This window comes from Microbacterium candidum (assembly GCF_030315975.1).
Lineage (GTDB): Bacteria > Actinomycetota > Actinomycetes > Actinomycetales > Microbacteriaceae > Microbacterium > Microbacterium candidum.
Window position 1 is genome coordinate 202,808 of record NZ_JASXSZ010000005.1, and the last position, 15,539, is coordinate 218,346.

General features: G+C 68.9%; 17 protein-coding genes. 11 read left to right on the forward strand and 6 right to left on the reverse strand.

Annotated features, from left to right (window positions below):
• Positions 1–82: 82 nt before the first annotated feature.
• A complete protein-coding gene (locus tag QSV35_RS15535; protein WP_286289709.1) occupies positions 83–979 on the reverse strand; it encodes a beta-keto acid cleavage family enzyme in 897 nt (298 codons plus the stop codon).
• A 74-nt stretch (positions 980–1,053) separates the two neighbouring features.
• Entirely contained in the window at positions 1,054–2,274 is a 1,221-nt protein-coding gene (locus QSV35_RS15540; protein ID WP_286289710.1) for an ABC transporter substrate-binding protein, read from the reverse strand.
• 371 nt (positions 2,275–2,645) lie between these two features.
• Here QSV35_RS15540 and QSV35_RS15545 point away from each other — a divergent pair, with 371 nt between their 5' ends.
• Genes QSV35_RS15545 through arr form a run of 4 tightly spaced genes read left to right on the forward strand, consistent with a single transcriptional unit; the run spans position 2,646 to position 5,755 of the window.
• Complete coding sequence (locus QSV35_RS15545; RefSeq protein WP_286289711.1) at positions 2,646–3,695, forward strand: alcohol dehydrogenase catalytic domain-containing protein; 1,050 nt, start codon at positions 2,646–2,648, stop codon at positions 3,693–3,695.
• Entirely contained in the window at positions 3,692–4,531 is an 840-nt protein-coding gene (locus tag QSV35_RS15550) for a sugar phosphate isomerase/epimerase family protein (protein ID WP_286289712.1), read from the forward strand. Before QSV35_RS15545 ends, QSV35_RS15550 begins: the two co-directional genes overlap by 4 nt.
• Before the next feature lie 15 nt (positions 4,532–4,546).
• Complete coding sequence (locus QSV35_RS15555; RefSeq protein ID WP_286289713.1) at positions 4,547–5,317, forward strand: IclR family transcriptional regulator; 771 nt, start codon at positions 4,547–4,549, stop codon at positions 5,315–5,317.
• 27 nt (positions 5,318–5,344) lie between these two features.
• Positions 5,345–5,755, forward strand: a complete 411-nt coding sequence (arr, locus tag QSV35_RS15560; protein WP_286289714.1) for an NAD(+)--rifampin ADP-ribosyltransferase — start codon at positions 5,345–5,347, stop codon at positions 5,753–5,755.
• A gap of 8 nt (positions 5,756–5,763) precedes the next feature.
• Here the strand turns inward: arr and QSV35_RS15565 are convergent, their stop codons facing one another.
• The 3 genes from QSV35_RS15565 to QSV35_RS15575 form a co-directional block, all read right to left on the reverse strand.
• The gene (locus QSV35_RS15565; protein WP_286289715.1) at positions 5,764–5,967 is read right to left on the reverse strand and encodes a hypothetical protein; all 204 of its coding nucleotides are present in this window, start codon (positions 5,965–5,967) and stop codon (positions 5,764–5,766) included.
• A 261-nt stretch (positions 5,968–6,228) separates the two neighbouring features.
• On the reverse strand, positions 6,229–7,191 hold the full coding sequence (locus QSV35_RS15570) for a magnesium transporter CorA family protein (RefSeq protein WP_286289716.1): 963 nt from the start codon (positions 7,189–7,191) through the stop codon (positions 6,229–6,231).
• Positions 7,192–7,209: 18 nt separating this feature from the next.
• Positions 7,210–7,629 carry a rhodanese-like domain-containing protein gene (locus tag QSV35_RS15575; protein ID WP_286289717.1) on the reverse strand — a complete coding sequence of 140 codons (420 nt, stop codon included), beginning with the start codon at positions 7,627–7,629 and terminating at the stop codon, positions 7,210–7,212.
• A gap of 88 nt (positions 7,630–7,717) precedes the next feature.
• Here QSV35_RS15575 and QSV35_RS15580 point away from each other — a divergent pair, with 88 nt between their 5' ends.
• From QSV35_RS15580 to QSV35_RS15610, 7 genes are all read left to right on the forward strand, one after another.
• Positions 7,718–8,308: a hypothetical protein gene (locus QSV35_RS15580; RefSeq protein WP_286289718.1), complete on the forward strand. Its 591-nt coding sequence runs from the start codon at positions 7,718–7,720 to the stop codon at positions 8,306–8,308.
• Between the two features lie 64 nt (positions 8,309–8,372).
• The gene (locus QSV35_RS15585; protein WP_286289719.1) at positions 8,373–9,092 is read left to right on the forward strand and encodes a YcnI family copper-binding membrane protein; all 720 of its coding nucleotides are present in this window, start codon (positions 8,373–8,375) and stop codon (positions 9,090–9,092) included.
• Positions 9,089–9,679 carry a copper resistance CopC family protein gene (locus QSV35_RS15590; RefSeq protein WP_286289720.1) on the forward strand — a complete coding sequence of 197 codons (591 nt, stop codon included), beginning with the start codon at positions 9,089–9,091 and terminating at the stop codon, positions 9,677–9,679. The genes QSV35_RS15585 and QSV35_RS15590 overlap by 4 nt, the downstream gene beginning before the upstream one ends.
• 218 nt (positions 9,680–9,897) lie before the next feature.
• A complete protein-coding gene (locus QSV35_RS15595; protein ID WP_286289721.1) occupies positions 9,898–11,142 on the forward strand; it encodes an alanine racemase in 1,245 nt (414 codons plus the stop codon).
• A complete protein-coding gene (locus tag QSV35_RS15600) occupies positions 11,139–12,452 on the forward strand; it encodes a D-arabinono-1,4-lactone oxidase (RefSeq protein ID WP_286289722.1) in 1,314 nt (437 codons plus the stop codon). Before QSV35_RS15595 ends, QSV35_RS15600 begins: the two co-directional genes overlap by 4 nt.
• Before the next feature lie 83 nt (positions 12,453–12,535).
• Positions 12,536–13,102: a LemA family protein gene (locus tag QSV35_RS15605; RefSeq protein WP_286289723.1), complete on the forward strand. Its 567-nt coding sequence runs from the start codon at positions 12,536–12,538 to the stop codon at positions 13,100–13,102.
• A gap of 1 nt (position 13,103) precedes the next feature.
• Positions 13,104–14,189, forward strand: a complete 1,086-nt coding sequence (locus QSV35_RS15610) for a DNA glycosylase AlkZ-like family protein (protein WP_286289724.1) — start codon at positions 13,104–13,106, stop codon at positions 14,187–14,189.
• Here QSV35_RS15610 and QSV35_RS15615 read toward each other — a convergent pair.
• Positions 14,180–15,430, reverse strand: coding sequence for a winged helix-turn-helix domain-containing protein (locus tag QSV35_RS15615; RefSeq protein ID WP_286289725.1), 1,251 nt, complete (start codon positions 15,428–15,430; stop codon positions 14,180–14,182). The two genes, QSV35_RS15610 and QSV35_RS15615, sit on opposite strands and share 10 nt — an antisense overlap.
• Positions 15,431–15,539 lie beyond the last annotated feature (109 nt).

The following is a 15,539-nucleotide window of genomic DNA, read 5'->3' on the forward strand; positions in this document are numbered from 1 at the left end:
CGACGCGGAGGCGTCGGCGCCGACACAGCGGCTGGCGCGGTTCTTTGGAGATCGACCACGGTGTCCATCTTGTTGCCGACAGTCAGCGGGCGACCCTCACCGGGAGGCCGATGATCTCGCGGGCCTCGTCCGGTGTGGCGACTTCGCGGCCCATGAGTCGGGCGAGCTTGACGACCTCTTCGACGAGTTCCGCGTTGGACCGGGAGGGAGTGCCGTCCGGCAGGTAGGGGTTGTCCTCCCAGCCGACGCGGACGTGCCCGCCGATGCTCATCGCGAGGGCGAGGATCCGCCACTGCTGCTGCGAGTTCATCACGCTGCAGTTCCAGTTGACGTTGTCGGGAACGTGCTTGGCAAGGTGGAGCAGGGAGTCCGGGGTCGGGGGAGTCCACGCACCGCCCGGCCACCCCAGGAACAGGGTCGCCCAGACGGGGTCCTGCAGGAGGCCCTGTTCGCGGATGTACTCGAGGTTCCAGAACGCGCCGGAGTAGAAGCACTCGATCTCCGGCTTCACGCCGTGCTCCAGCGCGGCGGCCGAGAACGCCTCGAGCTCGGAGCGCGGGTGGATGGCGTACTGCTCGTTGGCGGGGTAAGCCGGGTCTGGCCGGAAGTACTCGTCGTGCACGTTGAACGCGTAGGACATCATGTCCGGTCCCAGCTTCATCAGCTCGATCTTCTCCTCGAGCCGGGCGCTGGCGATGCCGAACTGGATGATCGCGTCGCGCTCGGACCGGATGGCCTCGGTGAGGTCGGACCAGCCTTGGAAGTCGGTGCGCGAGAGCTGGCGACCGTCCTCCTGGATAGTGTCCTCGAGCCGGTGCACGCCGTGGTGGTGGACCAGCGATGCGCCGGCGTCGATTGCGCGAATGTACTCGTCAGCGACTGTCTCGACATCGTCGATCGCCGGCATCCGGTCGAAACCGGGGTAGGACATCGAGCAGTCGACCGTGACGGTGATGATCACCTTGTCGTTCATATTCATCCGTTTCTCATTCGGGGGTCTGGGGTGCTGAACCGCGGTGGGAGGCGCATGGCAGCGCGCCTCCCACCGGGAGATCAGCGCGTGGCCATGTAGTCGGACCAGTTCTTCTGGATGGACTCGTTGTACGCCTTCGGGGTCAGCTGCCCGCCGAGGAGGAGCTGAGCCTGCGAACCCATGTACTGGAGCATCGTCGGCGTCGGCCAGTCCTCCCAGGTGAACAGGCCCTTGTCGTCGCTGAGCTTCTTGTACTGCTGCACCATCTGGGTCAGCAGCGGGTCGCTGATCTGTGCGTCCGCGCCGGCCTTCGTGGCAGACGGGCGGCCCGAGGCGATCTGCGCATCCACGGCCGCGGAGCTCGTGGTGATGAAGTCGAGCAGCTGCCCGGCGCACGCGGGGTTCTTCGACTTGGTCGACATCGTCCAGGGGAGGCTGTAACCGCCGACGGCCTCGTGCGTTCCGCTGGCACCAGCTGGGAAGAGCATGAACCCCGCGTCGTTGCCGAGCGCCTTCTCGACGTCGCCGAGCGCCCACGTTCCGGTGATGAAGTACGGGGCCTCGCCTTTGCCGAAACGGGCCGTCGCGTCGCTGAAGCTGGTCGCAAGAGCGTCCTTGTTGAAGTATCCGTTCGCCATCCAGTCCTGGAAGTCGGTGGAGCCCTTCAGGTGGCCGGCATCGTCGTAGTTCGATCCCGTGCGGTTGAACACCCACTGGTTGATCTGGGCGGCGGGGACGTACCAGCCGTTGAACAGCGAGAGGTTGTGCAGCGCCGGCCACTTGTCCGAGTCGCCGAGCATGACCGGCGTCATCCCCGCGGCCTTCGCCTTGTCGAGCGACGCGATCAGGCCCGCCTTGTCCAAGGTCGTCGGGTCGGTCACACCGAGCTGGTCGAGGAGCCTCTTGTTGTAGAACACGCCGACGTACTGGATCGCCTGCGGCAGGCCGACGAGGTTTCCTTCGCCGAGCGTCTTGCCGTCTGCGCTGAACCGGTTCACGACCAGGGCCGAGTCGGGGAATTTGTCGAACCAGCCGTAGTGCTGCGCATACGGGTCGAGGTTCGCGATCAGGTGCGCCTTCCACAACGCGCCGTCGATGGACCATCCACTGTTGCCCTGCATGAGGTCGGGCGGATTGTCTCCGGACATCACGAGCTTGATCGTCGACAGCGAGGACGCGAAGTCCTTCGCCTGCACGTCGACCTTGACGTTGGGGTGCTGCTTCTCGAATTCCTGGGTCAGATTCTTGAAGTTGGTGCCGATGACGTCGCCCGCCTCTGACAGGCCGACGTTCAGTGTCACGTTGTGGCCGACGTCACACCCCTTGGCAATGGCTGCCGCGTCAGGAGTGCCGGCGGGTGCACTCGACGTGGGTGAGGAGCATGCAGTGGCGACGGCGGCGACCCCGGCCACTACCCCGACAGCTGCCATGAGCCGATTTCGCTTGTTCATCATGAAACTCCAGATCGCTACTTTGCGATGTTGCGTCTGACGCACCAGTGCGTCAGATCAACGGGAACAAGGTTGAAGCTAGAACACTCTCGCGCGGCATGTCAACAGGCGAATACGGCGATCCGATGGTCTGAACGGATCGTTATCGGCGCGAAATCAGCTGTTGCGAACCACGCAACTTCACGTATCATCTGAGCACAACTACTCCCCCAGGAGGCCCGATGGGCGACGAAGCCCCCACGATGCGTGCCGCACAGCTGACGACGATTCCCGCAGCCGGCCTCGACCTGTCCACGGTCGCGCCCCCGATGATCACCCGTGATGACGACGTCCTTATCGCGGTGTCCGCCTGCGGCGTCTGCGGCACCGATCTGCACATCCTGGACGGACAGGCCTATCGCCCGCAGCTCCCGTTCACGCTGGGGCACGAGCCAGTCGGTGTCGTTGTCGCGGCAGGATCCGCAGCTGCCGAATGGATCGGCCGACGCGTCACGATGACACTCTTCACGGGCGACGGCGCCTGCGAGCTCTGCGAGGCCGGCGACGAACGCCTGTGTCGGCACCTGCGCTCGATCACCGGCGTGCTCGGCGCTCCGGGCGCTTACGCCGGCATCGTCCGCGTCCATGCGGCGCAACTGGTGCCGGTGCCGGACGCCCTGGCAGACGCCGAGGTCGCCTCGCTGGTGGACAGTGGTGCGACGGCTGCGAACAGCGTCCGCCAAGCGCTCGTGCGGGCGCCCGACCGGGTCCTCGTCCTCGGCGGCGGACCCATCGGGCACCTGAGTGCCGAGATGCTGCGCGAGGCCGGGGTCGTGACCGAAGTAGTCGAGCCGAACCCCCAGCGCGCCGGTGCCCTCGCCCAACTCGGCCACCGCGTTGTTCCCAGCATCGACGAGGCGTTGCCCGAGCCGGCGGTCATCATCGACTGCACCGGGGTGGCGACTGCATTCCAGCAGGGCATCAACGCGCTCGCGCCCCGCGGGCTCTATCTGCTTGCCGGCTACGCGACGGTGCCGGACTTCGATTTCGGCGCCGTCTCGCGCAATGAAGCAACCTTGCAGGGGATCCGATCCGGGAGCCGCGCGGACCTCGAGCACATTCTCGACCTCGCCGCATCCCGCGCGATCCGTCTTCCCGAGATCCACCAGTGGCCGCTCGAGCAGATCAACGACGCCTTCACGGCGTTGCGAGCAGGGCGAGTCACCGGCAAAGCCATCATCAGCATCACCGCCACCAACGTCGAGGCGGGCGCGGAAGGACCCAACACATGATCGTCGCCGTAGACATCGGACCCGTCATCGATCGCCCCCTCGGCGACGCTCTGGCACTCGCAGCCGAGACCGGGTACACCGCGGTCGAACTCGGCAACAGAGATGATGTCATCCCCGCGTTCGGCCCTCTGGTCGCATCCCCCGGTGAACTGGCCGACGCGCGCCGGGTCGCCGCCGCCACCGCTGAGATCGCCGCTGTCGCGGTCATCCAGGACTGGGCGGCAACCGACGAGGACGTCCGCAGGAACGCAGTCGAATGGTGGATCGACGGGATACACGCCGCAGCGAGGCTCGGGGTGAGCCGACTGAACTCCGAGCTCGTCGGCTCGCCTCAAGCCCCGATCGAATGTCGGGCGGCGTTCCTCCGCTCGATCGAACAGATCCTGCCCGTCCTCGAGCGCGAAGATATGGAACTCAGCATCGAACCACACCCGGGCGACTTCATAGAGACGACGACCGGCGCTCTCGAACTCTTCGAGGAAATCGGATCCGGCCGGATCCGCTACCTCCACTGCTTCGCCCACTTCGGATACCTCGGCGGGACGACCGCCGAGCAGATCCATGCCGCGGCCGGCCGGTTCGACCACATCCATCTCGCAGACACATTCCGTCCCGAGCGATCCATCGTCAACCCACGTGGCCTGGACTACCGTGTCCATCAGCATTTCGATATCGGTGCAGGGGAGATCGATTGGACGGAAGCGGCGGGTGCCCTCCGCATCGCGGGTTTCGACGGGCTCGCATCCGTGCAGGTCTTCGGATGGAACGAACGGGTCCACGAGTCGTTCCGGCGAAACCGTTCAGTCGTCGCCGGGATGTTCCCGGGTCTCGGGTGAGGAGGAGGACGTGTGATGAGCATTGAGCAGTCTGATGTCCCCATGCCGGCCGGCACACGCGTCCCGGAGACACTCATCGGGCGCATCATGAAGACGTACGAGCTCCTGGCTGTGCGGCCGTACACCGCTGCCGAACTTGCGCGAGAACTCGACATCAATCGCAGCACATCGCTCCGGCTGCTCTCCGAGATGATCACGACCGGCTATGTCGCCCGCGACCCCGACACCAAGCGCTACGCGACGGTGCCCTCCAGGTTCCTCAATCTGGTCGCGCAGCAAGACCCGGGCTCGGACTGGAGCCAGATGATCGACCCGATCCTCGCCCAGATCCGCGACGAGACCGGCGACTCGACGATGCTCGGCGTCCCCGCCGGCACCATGATGATCTACCTGGCCTACTTCCCGACGTTCCACGTGCTCGGCGTATCCGAGCGGCTCGGCGCGACGCGCCCCATGCACTGCTCGGGACTCGGCAAGGCGTACCTCTCCGCACTTCCGGCCGATGCGTTCGAAGAGCTCCTGGGTCGGCTCACATTCGAAGGAGGGAGCGCCCACGCGCTGAAGGATGCGACCGCATTGCGCGCCGACGTGGAGGCCGCTCGCGCAAACGGATACGCGTTCGACCTCGAGGAGACCTACGAGGGCGTGCACTGCGTCGCAGTTCCCCTGCGACTCGGCGGCAACCTCATGGGCGCCGTCGGCATCTCCAGCCCGGCCACGCGCCTCGCGATCCCCAGAATGCGAGAACTCGGGGGATTCCTGAGCCACCGTCTGGGCCGGCTCTAGTCGCAAGCCGACCGACGCGGAGGGCCGATGACCGACGAGCGTGACGAGGGGCCGTTCTTCCACGGCACCAAGGCCGACCTGGGTGTCGGCGACCTGCTGACCGCAGGGTTCCGGTCGAATTATCGGCCCGAGGTCGTCATGAACCACATCTACTTCACGGCGCTGCGCGACGGGGCGGGGATGGCCGCGGAGCTCGCGGCCGGCGATGCGGAGCCGAGGGTGTACGAGGTGGAGCCGACGGGGGAGTTCGAGAACGACCCCAACGTGACGGACAAGAAGTTCCCCGGCAACCCCACCCGCTCGTACCGGAGCACCGAGCCGCTGCGGATCGTCCGCGAAGTGCTCGACTGGACGCGTCTGTCGCCCGAGGCGCTTCAGGATTGGCGCGCGAAGCTGGCCGCGCTCGACGCGGGCGGGCGCGGCGAGATCATCAACTGATCCGGCGCCTACCTCCGCGGCGAGGGGGCGGCGTGCTCGTCCATGGCAGGCGTGCGTCGCGTAGTCATCGTCTCCCACATCGATTCCAGGACGAGGAACACGACCCAGACGAGGACGAACACGGCGCCCACCGCCCACACGGTCCACGCAGCCCTGACACGACTGCGCGCCTCTGCCACGCGATCCCAGGCGTCCAGAACAGAAAAGACCATGCAGGCATGCTAGTTGCTCACGTCGCCTCGGAGGCGCCGATCCCCGAGGTCGGATCGTCGAACCTCAGGATTCCCTCAAGGATGATCCTTGTCCCCCAAATGGGGGACAAGGATCGGTTACAGTGATCAGGACGCAACGCTCTGGGGGCGGAGCGTCGAAGGCACCGGACCCGGTGTGCACCTGGGGAGCACACCGGTCCGTGCCTAACAATCGCTGTCGAGGTCCGCACGGGCTGAGCGATGCCGCGAGTTTCCGCGCTTTCACGCGTCGTTTCCCGTCCAGCCCTTGCGGCGGAAGAACAGCCACATCGAGCCCGCGGCGACGGCCATCGTCCCGATTCCGAGCGCGAAGAACGCCCACGGACCGACCAGGATGTTGGCGATCTCCCACGTGAAGTTCATGCCGAAGAAGCCGGTGAGAAAGCTCAAGGGCAGGAAGATCGACGCGATGATCGCGAGCTGCTTCGACGTCTCGCCCTGCCTGTTCGCGACTGTCGACAGGTAGAGGTCCGTGCATCCGGCCACCATCTCGTGGTACGAGTCGAGTTCGTCCGTGATGCGGATCAGGTGGTCGTAGACATCCCGGAAGTAGTCGTGGCTGTCGGACTCGAGACCGGCGAGATCCGCGATCACCTCGATCTCGCGCGCGAAGACGTCGCGCATCGGCACCACGGCCTTGCGAAGGACGAGCAGCAGGCGCTTGAGGCGGAAGGTCTCTGCGAGCTCCCGGCGCCCGGCGCCCGAAACGATGGCGTCCTCGAGATCGTTGATCTCCTCATCGAGGTCGGCGAGGATCGGGAAGAAGCTGTCCACGATCACGTCGACGATCTTGTACACGTGGTACTGCTCGCTGCGCTTGGTCGTGTGATGCTCGAACAGCGTCCGCAGCGTCTGCAACTCGGGGAACGGGTTGCGGTGCAGCGTGACGATGAAGTCGCCGCTGAGGTGGCAGTGGATCTCCTCCAGCGGATGCGGATTCTCGTCCTCGGGCCTCGAGGCGACGCCGCCCTCGAGCACCAGGAGCGCCGTGTCCCCGTAGGCGTCGAGTTTGGGACGCTGCCCGAACTTGACGCTGTCCTCGATGGCGAGCGGATGCAGGTCGAGAAGCGTGCCGAGGTGCTTGATCTGCTCGGCGGTCAGCCCGGTGGCATCCAGCCAGAAGAACTCGTGGGTCTCACGGAGCTGGGCGATGAGGGCGTCGTCGAAGGTGTCGAGGATGCGCATGGCTGCGGCTCCGAGCGGTCAGGCGACGGGCGCCGTCAGGGGGTCGGCGGCGCGCCGGGTGCGCCCCTCGTCGGTGACGACGGCAAGCCCCTCGCGCGCCCAGTACTCGAACCCGCCGATCAGCTCCTTGACGTTGGTGTAGCCGAGAGAGGTGAGGATCAGGGCGCCGCGCGTGCTGCCGTTGCAGCCGGGACCCCAGCAGTAGACGACGATCTCGCGGTCGAGCCCCGGAGCCACCTCGGCGATGCGCGCCGCCAGCTCGCTGTTCGGGATGTGCACGGCATCCGGGATCCGTCCCTGCCGCCACGATGCCTCGCTGCGCGTGTCCACGACGAGCGGCGGGTTCCCGGAGGCACGCGCTGCCGCGAGGTCGGACGGGTCGGTCTCATACGCGAGCTTCGCGGCGAAGAAGTCGGCCGCGGACAGGGTCGTCTGCATGCGTACATCAAAGCAGGCGCGCGGCGGCTCGACTGTCGGCTCCCGCGCGCGGAATAGACTCGATGGGACGGCATCGAGGGGATCGGACATGGGGACGCGAGCAGCGCGTGCATGGCGGGGCATCCTCGCCGCCGCCTTCGCCGTCTTCGTCGCATCCCTGTCGCACTCCGCTGCAGCCGGCCATGCCGCGCCGCTGCTCGGTGTGCTCCTCGCCCTCACCGTCGCGGTCCCGGTGTGCGTCCTCCTCGCCGGAAGACGGCTCTCGTGGCCGCGCCTCGCCGTCGCGGTGGCGGTGAGCCAGTTCGTCTTCCATGCGCTGCTGCAGGTGGGCGTCGCCGACGTCGGCCGCGTCGTCCCCGGAATGCCCGCCGCGCCCCACATGCACGACGCGATGCCGGCGATGCTCCCGGCCCTCGACGCGCATGTCATGGCGACCCCGGGGATGTGGGTCGCGCACGCGTGCGCTGCGATCCTCACCGTTCTCGCGTTCGGCGCGGGGGAGCGTGCCGTCAAGGCTCTCCTCGACCTCGTCGGCTGGACGTTCCTGGCGCGCCTCGTGCAGGGCTTCGCGCTCCCGCAAGGGCCGCGCATCCTCTTCTCGATCCGGGCGCGCGTCACCGCAGCGCGCCTCCTGCTGCTCTCCGTCGCACCGCGAAGGGGTCCGCCGGTCACCGTGTGACCCCGACCTCCTTCATCCTTCGCGCGCCCGGAGGCGCTTCCGCGCGCAGCACAGAGAGCACGACATGCAGAGAAAACCCCTTGCCCGCATCCTCACCGGCGCCGCCCTCGGAGCAGCCCTCGTCCTCGCGGCGCCCCTCGCGGCCAGCGCCCACGTCACGATCGACCCGAACCAGGGCACGGCGGGCGGATGGGCGTATGTGACCTTCCGCGCGCCCGACGAGTCCACGACCGCCGGCACGACGAAGATCGTCGTCCATCTGCCCGAGGACACCCCGATCACGAGCGTCAGCTACCGCCCGACGCCCGGCTGGACCGCCACGGTCGAGACCGAGACCCTGCCGAAACCCGTGACGGTCTCGGGCAACACGATCACGAAGGCGCCGCGCACGGTCACCTTCCAGGCAGAGCCCGGGCAGGAGATCGCACCGGGGCAGTTCCAGACCTTCACCGTCGCGCTCGGTCCGCTGCCGGACACGGGCCACATCGTCCTGCCCGTCACCCAGACGTACAGCGACGGCAAGGTCGTCGAATGGAAGGCCACGCCCGCGGACGTCGCCAAGGACGACACACTCGAGCCCGCACCTGTCCTGTACATCGGGGAGACCGCTCCGGCGGGCGGTCATGATGCGGCGCCGAGCCCGGCCGCGACGGCCGCGGAGGCACCGGCGGCATCCGCCTCCTCCGACGGCATCGCGCTGGGCCTCAGCATCGCGGCGCTCGTGCTCTCGGTCGGTGCGGTGCTGTCCGCGGCGGTTCTCCTGCGCGGACGGCGACGCGAATGAGCGGCGTGCGCGCCCGCCGCGGGCTGCGGCTGGGCCTCGTCGGAACCGTCGTCGCGCTCGCGGGTGTCCTGACGTTCGCATCGTCGGCATCGGCGCACGACTCCATCGTGTCGACCGATCCGGCCGCCAACGGGACGACCACGGGGGTGAGCGCCGTGACGATCTCGTTCAGCGGCGACCTCATCGGCGGTGAGGGCGCGGAGATCATCCAGGTCAAGGGCCCCGACGGCCGGTACTACGAGACGGCGTGTCCCGCGCTCTCCGGAACGGACATGACGTCGCCCGTGGCGCTCGGGCCGTCCGGAACGTACGAGGTCGAGTGGCGGGCGGTGTCGTCCGACGGGCATCCCGTGTCCGGTTCCTACGTGTTCACGTACGCGCCGGATGCGGCGGCCACCGCAACCCCCGCAGCGGGTTCCGCGAAGCCGGTGTGCGGGGATGCGGCGCCGACCGCCGCGCCCGACTCCGCGGCGCCGGCATCCATCGACCCGGGCGTCTGGGCCGGGCTCGGCATCGGCCTCATAGTGATCGCGCTGGCGGCCATCGGCGCGTGGCTCATCGTGCGCAGGAGCCCGAAACAGAAATGATCGGGGTGTGGGGCCGACTCGGGAGAGCCGGCCCCACGTCTTCCGGGGGTGCACCGGACGCGGCCTCCTCGCGCTTTTGCGGATTCCGCCGTGGCTGTATAAAGTTGCGTGAACTGGGACACTCGTCCCAGTTCACGCAGAGGCCGCTGGACATCGCTGTCCGCGCGAGTGATCAGTGATTCGATGCTCGTACGATGAGGCCCGAGGGAGCGTATTCCATGACGATCGAACTGCTTGCTGCGTCGCCGGCGACCACTGCCACCGGAGGCCGTCCGTGGGACGACCCCGCCGCCTACTGGGGGGCGATGACCCGCGCGATCGCGGACGTCTCGGCCCCCGTCGGTGTCATCAACCTCGCCGCTCTGCGCTACAACGCCCTCGACATGGCGGTGCGCGCGGGCGGCGTGCCCATCCGCGTCGCGAGCAAGTCGGTGCGCGTGCGCGAGGTGATCGACGCTTCTCTCGCACTGCCCGGGTATCAGGGCATCCTCGCGTTCACACTCGCGGAGGCGCTGTGGCTGGCCGAGGAGCGCGACGACGTCGTCCTCGGGTATCCCACCGTCGATCGCGCCGCGATCGCGCGGCTCGCCGCCGACGAGACCGCGGCCGCGCGCGTGACGCTCATGGTCGACGACCTCGCCCAGCTCGATCTCGTCGACGCCGTGGCGCCTGCGACGGCGCGAGCGGAGATCCGCGTCGCGATCGACGCGGACGCGTCCTGGCGCGGCGGTGCGCTCGGCCACATCGGAGTCCGCCGGTCGCCCGTGCACGACGTGGGAGAGGTCGCGAACCTCGCGCGCGCGATCGCCTCCCGCCCGGGCTTCCGCCTGGTCGGCCTCATGATGTACGAGGCGCAGATCGCGGGGCAGCCGGATGCGGCGGGCGCCGATGCGAGCGTCATCCGATGGATGCAGCGGCGCTCCGGACAGGAGCTGCTCGAGCGTCGCGCCGCGATCGTGGCGGCGCTTCGCGAGATCGCGCCGCTGGAGTTCGTCAACGGCGGCGGCACGGGGTCGCTGGAGCTGACCGCATCCGACCAGGCCGTCACCGAGGTGACGGCGGGCAGCGGACTGCTCGCCGGCCACCTGTTCGACGGCTACCGCATCTTCGACCCGGCGCCCGCCGCCGCCTTCGCGATGGACGTCGTGCGCAAGCCGCTGCCGGACATCGCGACCGTGCTCGGTGGGGGATGGGTCGCCTCCGGGCCTCCGCTCGGCTCGCGGCAGGCGAAGGCCGTGTGGCCGCAGGGGCTGCACACGCTCGGCCGCGAGGGCACCGGGGAGGTCCAGACCCCGCTGCAGGGGGAGGCCGCCCGCACCATGCGGGTCGGGGACCGCGTGTGGTTCCGCCACGCCAAGAGCGGTGAGCTCGCCGAGCGCATCGACCGCTACCTGCTCATCGACGACGACCGCATCGTGGGCGAGGTTCCGACGTACCGCGGCGAGGGGAAGGCGTTCCTGTGACTCGACCTGGTGGAGAGTGGCGCAACTGGGGCCGCTCGGCCCGTGTGCGACCGCAGCGCGTGGAGATGCCCGCGAGCCCGAGCGCCGTCCAGCGCTCCGTGCAGGCGGCGGCACAGCGCGGCATGCGCATCAAGGCCGTCGGCGCCGGTCACTCGTTCACGGGCATCGCCGTCGCCCCCGGGGTGCTGCTCGATCTGGCCGCTCTCTCCGGCGTCGTCGCCGTCGATCGCGAGCGGTCACGGGTGACGCTCCTCGCCGGCACCCGGCTGCACCAGGTGCCGAAGCTCCTGGCGCCGTACGGACTCGCGATGCAGAACCTGGGCGACATCGACCGGCAGTCGATCTCGGGCGCCGTCTCGACCGGCACCCATGGGACGGGCGCCGGCTTCGGCGGCATCGCGACGCAGATCGTCGGGGCCACGCTCGTGACCGGAGTCGGCGAGACCCTGACCGTGAACGAGGACGAGAACCCCGAGCTGCTGCCCGCGGTCGCGCTCGGCCTCGGGGCGCTCGGCATCCTCGTGGACATCACCCTCCAGTGCGTGCCGGCGTTCGCGCTGCAGGCCGTGGAGCACCCCGAGCCGCTCGCGGAGGTGCTCGAGACGCTGGATGCGCGCGTCGCCGGCGCCGATCACTTCGAGTTCTACTGGTTCCCGCACACCGACGTCGCGCTGACCAAGACGCAGGCGCGTCTGCCCGAGGACGCGCGCCGGCAGCCGCTGCCGGCCGTCGGCAAGTGGATCGACGAGGAGCTGCTGTCCAACGGCGTCTACCGCATGGTCTGCGGCGTCGGCACGGTGGTTCCCGGCATCATCCCATCGTTCTCGCGTCTGGCGGTCAAGCTCACCGGCAACCGCGAGTACACCGACCTGTCGAACCGCGTCCTCACGCAGAACCGCGACGTGCGGTTCCGCGAGATGGAGTACGCGCTGCCCATCGAGAACGTGCGTCCCGCATTCGAGGCGCTGCGCGCCCTCATCGAGCAGCGAGGCTGGCGGATCTCCTTCCCCGTCGAGGTGCGCTTCGCGGCGGCCGACGACCTGTGGCTCTCGACCGCGCACGGGCGCGCTTCGGGCTACATCGCCGTCCACCGCTACTGGCGGGAGGACCCGACCGAGTACTTCCAGGCCGTCGAGCAGATCATGCTCTCGTTCGGCGGACGCCCGCACTGGGGCAAGATGCACACGCTGGATGCCGGCATCCTGCGCGACCGCTACCCCCGGTTCGACGACTTCGTCGCCCTGCGGGATCGCCTCGACCCGAAGCGTCTCTTCGCCAACACGTACCTCGACCGCGTGCTCGGTGAATAAGGCCTGAGAGTCCGGCTACAGCCTCAGGGAGTGGGGATTCTCCACCATTAGGATTCAGGGAGACCTCGAAGGAGTTCCGCGTCATGGAATGGCTGATCCCTGTCCTCATCGTCGTCGTGCTCGCGCTCGTCGTCGGCATCTACCTGTGGGCGACGTACAACTCGCTGGTACAGCTGAACGTGCGCGTGGACGAGGCGTGGAGCGACATCACCGTGCAGCTGAAGAGGCGGGCCGATCTGCTGCCCAACCTCATCGAGACGGTGAAGGGATACGCCGCGCACGAGAAGGCGGTGTTCGAGAACGTCACCCAGGCGCGTGCCGAGACGCTGTCGGCGACGGGGCCCGCCGAAGCGGGAGTGGCCGAGGGCCACATGCAGCAGGCGCTGCGATCGCTCTTCGCCGTCGCCGAGGCCTACCCGCAGCTCCAGGCGAGCCAGAACTTCCTGCAGCTGCAGCAGTCGATCGTCGACACCGAGGACAAGATCCAGGCCTCCCGGCGCTTCTACAACGGCGGGGTGCGCGAGCTGAACACGAAGATCAAGGTGTTCCCGAACAACATGTTCGCCCGTCGTCTCGGCTTCGCCGAGCGCGAGTTCTTCGAGGTCGTCGACGGGGCCGCCATCTCGGAGCCGCCGCGCGTCCAGTTCTGACGTGCTCTCGCTCGATCGGGACACCGCTCGCCGCGTCGCGGTGACCGCGCAGCTGCTCTCCGCGCGCCGCCCGGCCGACATCGTCGAAACGGTCGACGGGCTCACGATCGTCAACATCGAGCCCACCGCCGCGGTCGCCCCGAGTGCCGACCTCATCCTGTGGAGCCGACTCGGCTGGCCCTACCAGCCCGCCGACCTCGCGCGGATCGAGCAGGTCGACCGCGCCGTGTTCGAGTGGGGCGGCTTCTACCGTCCGATGACCGATCTGCCGCTGCTGCGGACCGACATGCGCCGGGCGCCGCGCTGGCGGGAGACCCGCGAATGGCTCGCCGCCAACGAGGTGTTCCGGCGCGACGTGGTGGCACGGCTGCGCGATGAGGGTCCGCTGCACGCCGCCGAGGTGCCCGACACGGCGCAGGTCTCGTGGCGCTCGAGCGGCTGGACGAACAACCGCAATGCGCAGCAGATGCTCGAGGTGCTGACCGCGTGCGGAGACGTCGCCGTGTGGGGGCGGGACGCCAAGGGGCGGCTGTTCGACCTCTCGGAGCGGATCTATCCCGCGGCTGGACCCGACGTGGCCGACGAGGATGCCGCCCGCGAGCGGGCCGAGCGGCGCCTGGGCGCGCTCGGCATCGCCCGCGAGAAGGGCGTCGCCCAGCCGACGGAGCCCGTCGATGTCGGCGGCGTCGGCGAGCTCGCGACGGTGGACGGCACAGACGGGCAGTGGCGGGTGGATGCGGCGGCCCTCACGGCGGCCGAGGACTTCGAGCCCCGCACCGCGCTCCTCTCGCCCTTCGACCGGCTGGTGTTCGACCGGATCCGCCTCCAGGAGCTGTTCGGCTACGAGTACATCCTCGAGATGTACAAGCCTGCAGCCAAGCGCCGGTGGGGGTACTTCGCGCTGCCGATCCTGCACGGCGACCGGTTCGTCGGGAAGCTCGACGCGAAGGCTGACCGCAAGGCCGGGGTGTTCCGCATCCACGCCGTCCACGAGGATGTCCCCTTCACCCGTGGCATCTCCGATGCGGTCGAGGCGGAGATCGCCGCGCTCGCGGCATGGCTAGGGCTGGAGCCGGTCTACACCTGAGCCGCGAACGTGCGCACGTCGTGCCGTGCGGCCTCGGGCAGCACGTCCGCCAGGTCGTCGGTCGCATCGCCCCACCGCGACACCGAGATGCGCTCGAGACCCCGCCAGGCAGCCGCGAGCCGCAGTTCCTCGGCGAGGCGTGCCGCCGCGTCGTCGGGCCGGCCGTGCTCCCACCACGCGGACTGCACGAGAAGCGTGGATGCGGCCCGATCGGCCTTCAGGTCGACGCGGCCCACGACGTCGTCGCCCACGAGCACCGGAAGCGAGTAGTAGCCGAAGCGCCGCTTGGGCTCCGGCGTGTAGATCTCGATCCGGTACTCGAAGTCGAACAGGCGCTCGGCGCGACCCCGGAACCACACGAGCGGATCGAACGGCGTGAGGATCGCGGACGCGTCGACGCGGCGGGGGAGCACGGCATCCGCGTGCACCCAGGCCGGTGCCGGACGGCCCGCGAGCTCCCAGCCGCGCACCGTCACCGGCTGCAGCACTCCGTCGTCTTCGAGCTCCCCGATCGCCGCCTTGAGCGCGGGCCGGTCGGTGATGCGCCAGTAGTCGGCGAGATCGGAGGCGGTGGCGACGCCGTAGGCGCGCGCCGCGCGGGCGATGAGCTCGCGCAGTGCGTCGGCTCGCGGGACGTCCGCGTCGAGGATGTGAGAGGCGATCACCTGCTCGGCGAGCGCATAGCGCCGCTCGAACCCGCGCCGCCCTGCGATCGCGACCTCTCCGAACAGGAACAGGTGCTCGAGGGCGTTCTTGACGACGTCCCAGTCCCACCACGGGCCGCGCCGCGCCTCTTTGGCGTCGTGGTCGATCTGAGCGGGCCGCAGCGGCCCCCGGGCGGCGAGCTCTGCGCGCACCCAGTCGACGATGTCGCGGTTCTCCGCGTACCAGCTGCCTCCGCGGCCGTACTTGCGACGCAGGTCTTCGCGCCGGAAGCCGAAGAGCCCCCAGTCGCCGACCGGGATGAAGGACGCGACATGCGCCCACGACTCCACGTACGGCGGGCGCCGCGCGAACAGCAGCCGATCGAGTGCCGCCGGGTCGTAGGCGCCTACGCGCGAGAACAGCGGCATGTAGTGGCTGCGCGCGAAGATGTTGACCGAGTCGATCTGCAGCACGCCCATCCGCTCGATCGTCGAGCGGAGATGCCGGGCCGACGCGACCGCCGGCCGCGGCCGCGCGAACCCCTGCGCGGCGAGCGCGATGCGCCGCGCCTCGGGGATGCTGAGGGTCGATTTCACGCGCGCCAGCCTAGCCACGACCCCCGACATCCCCCTCGTCGACTGGCCCCAGATGTACGCGCCCCTCGTTGACTGGCCCCAGATGTACGCGACACGCCCGGCGTGTCCT

Excerpts from the sequence above, each read along its gene's own strand:
- QSV35_RS15575 (WP_286289717.1), bottom strand. The coding sequence starts at position 7,629 with ATGCAGACGACCCTGTCCGCGGCCGACTTCTTCGCCGCGAAGCTCGCG.
- QSV35_RS15605 (WP_286289723.1), top strand. The coding sequence starts at position 12,536 with ATGGAATGGCTGATCCCTGTCCTCATCGTCGTCGTGCTCGCGCTCGTC.
- arr (WP_286289714.1), top strand. The coding sequence starts at position 5,345 with ATGACCGACGAGCGTGACGAGGGGCCGTTCTTCCACGGCACCAAGGCC.
- QSV35_RS15545 (WP_286289711.1), top strand. The coding sequence starts at position 2,646 with ATGGGCGACGAAGCCCCCACGATGCGTGCCGCACAGCTGACGACGATT.
- QSV35_RS15570 (WP_286289716.1), bottom strand. The coding sequence starts at position 7,191 with ATGCGCATCCTCGACACCTTCGACGACGCCCTCATCGCCCAGCTCCGT.
- QSV35_RS15580 (WP_286289718.1), top strand. The coding sequence starts at position 7,718 with ATGGGGACGCGAGCAGCGCGTGCATGGCGGGGCATCCTCGCCGCCGCC.
- QSV35_RS15535 (WP_286289709.1), bottom strand. The coding sequence starts at position 979 with ATGAATATGAACGACAAGGTGATCATCACCGTCACGGTCGACTGCTCG.
- QSV35_RS15585 (WP_286289719.1), top strand. The coding sequence starts at position 8,373 with ATGCAGAGAAAACCCCTTGCCCGCATCCTCACCGGCGCCGCCCTCGGA.
- QSV35_RS15555 (WP_286289713.1), top strand. The coding sequence starts at position 4,547 with ATGAGCATTGAGCAGTCTGATGTCCCCATGCCGGCCGGCACACGCGTC.
- QSV35_RS15550 (WP_286289712.1), top strand. The coding sequence starts at position 3,692 with ATGATCGTCGCCGTAGACATCGGACCCGTCATCGATCGCCCCCTCGGC.
- QSV35_RS15565 (WP_286289715.1), bottom strand. The coding sequence starts at position 5,967 with ATGGTCTTTTCTGTTCTGGACGCCTGGGATCGCGTGGCAGAGGCGCGC.
- QSV35_RS15595 (WP_286289721.1), top strand. The coding sequence starts at position 9,898 with ATGACGATCGAACTGCTTGCTGCGTCGCCGGCGACCACTGCCACCGGA.
- QSV35_RS15590 (WP_286289720.1), top strand. The coding sequence starts at position 9,089 with ATGAGCGGCGTGCGCGCCCGCCGCGGGCTGCGGCTGGGCCTCGTCGGA.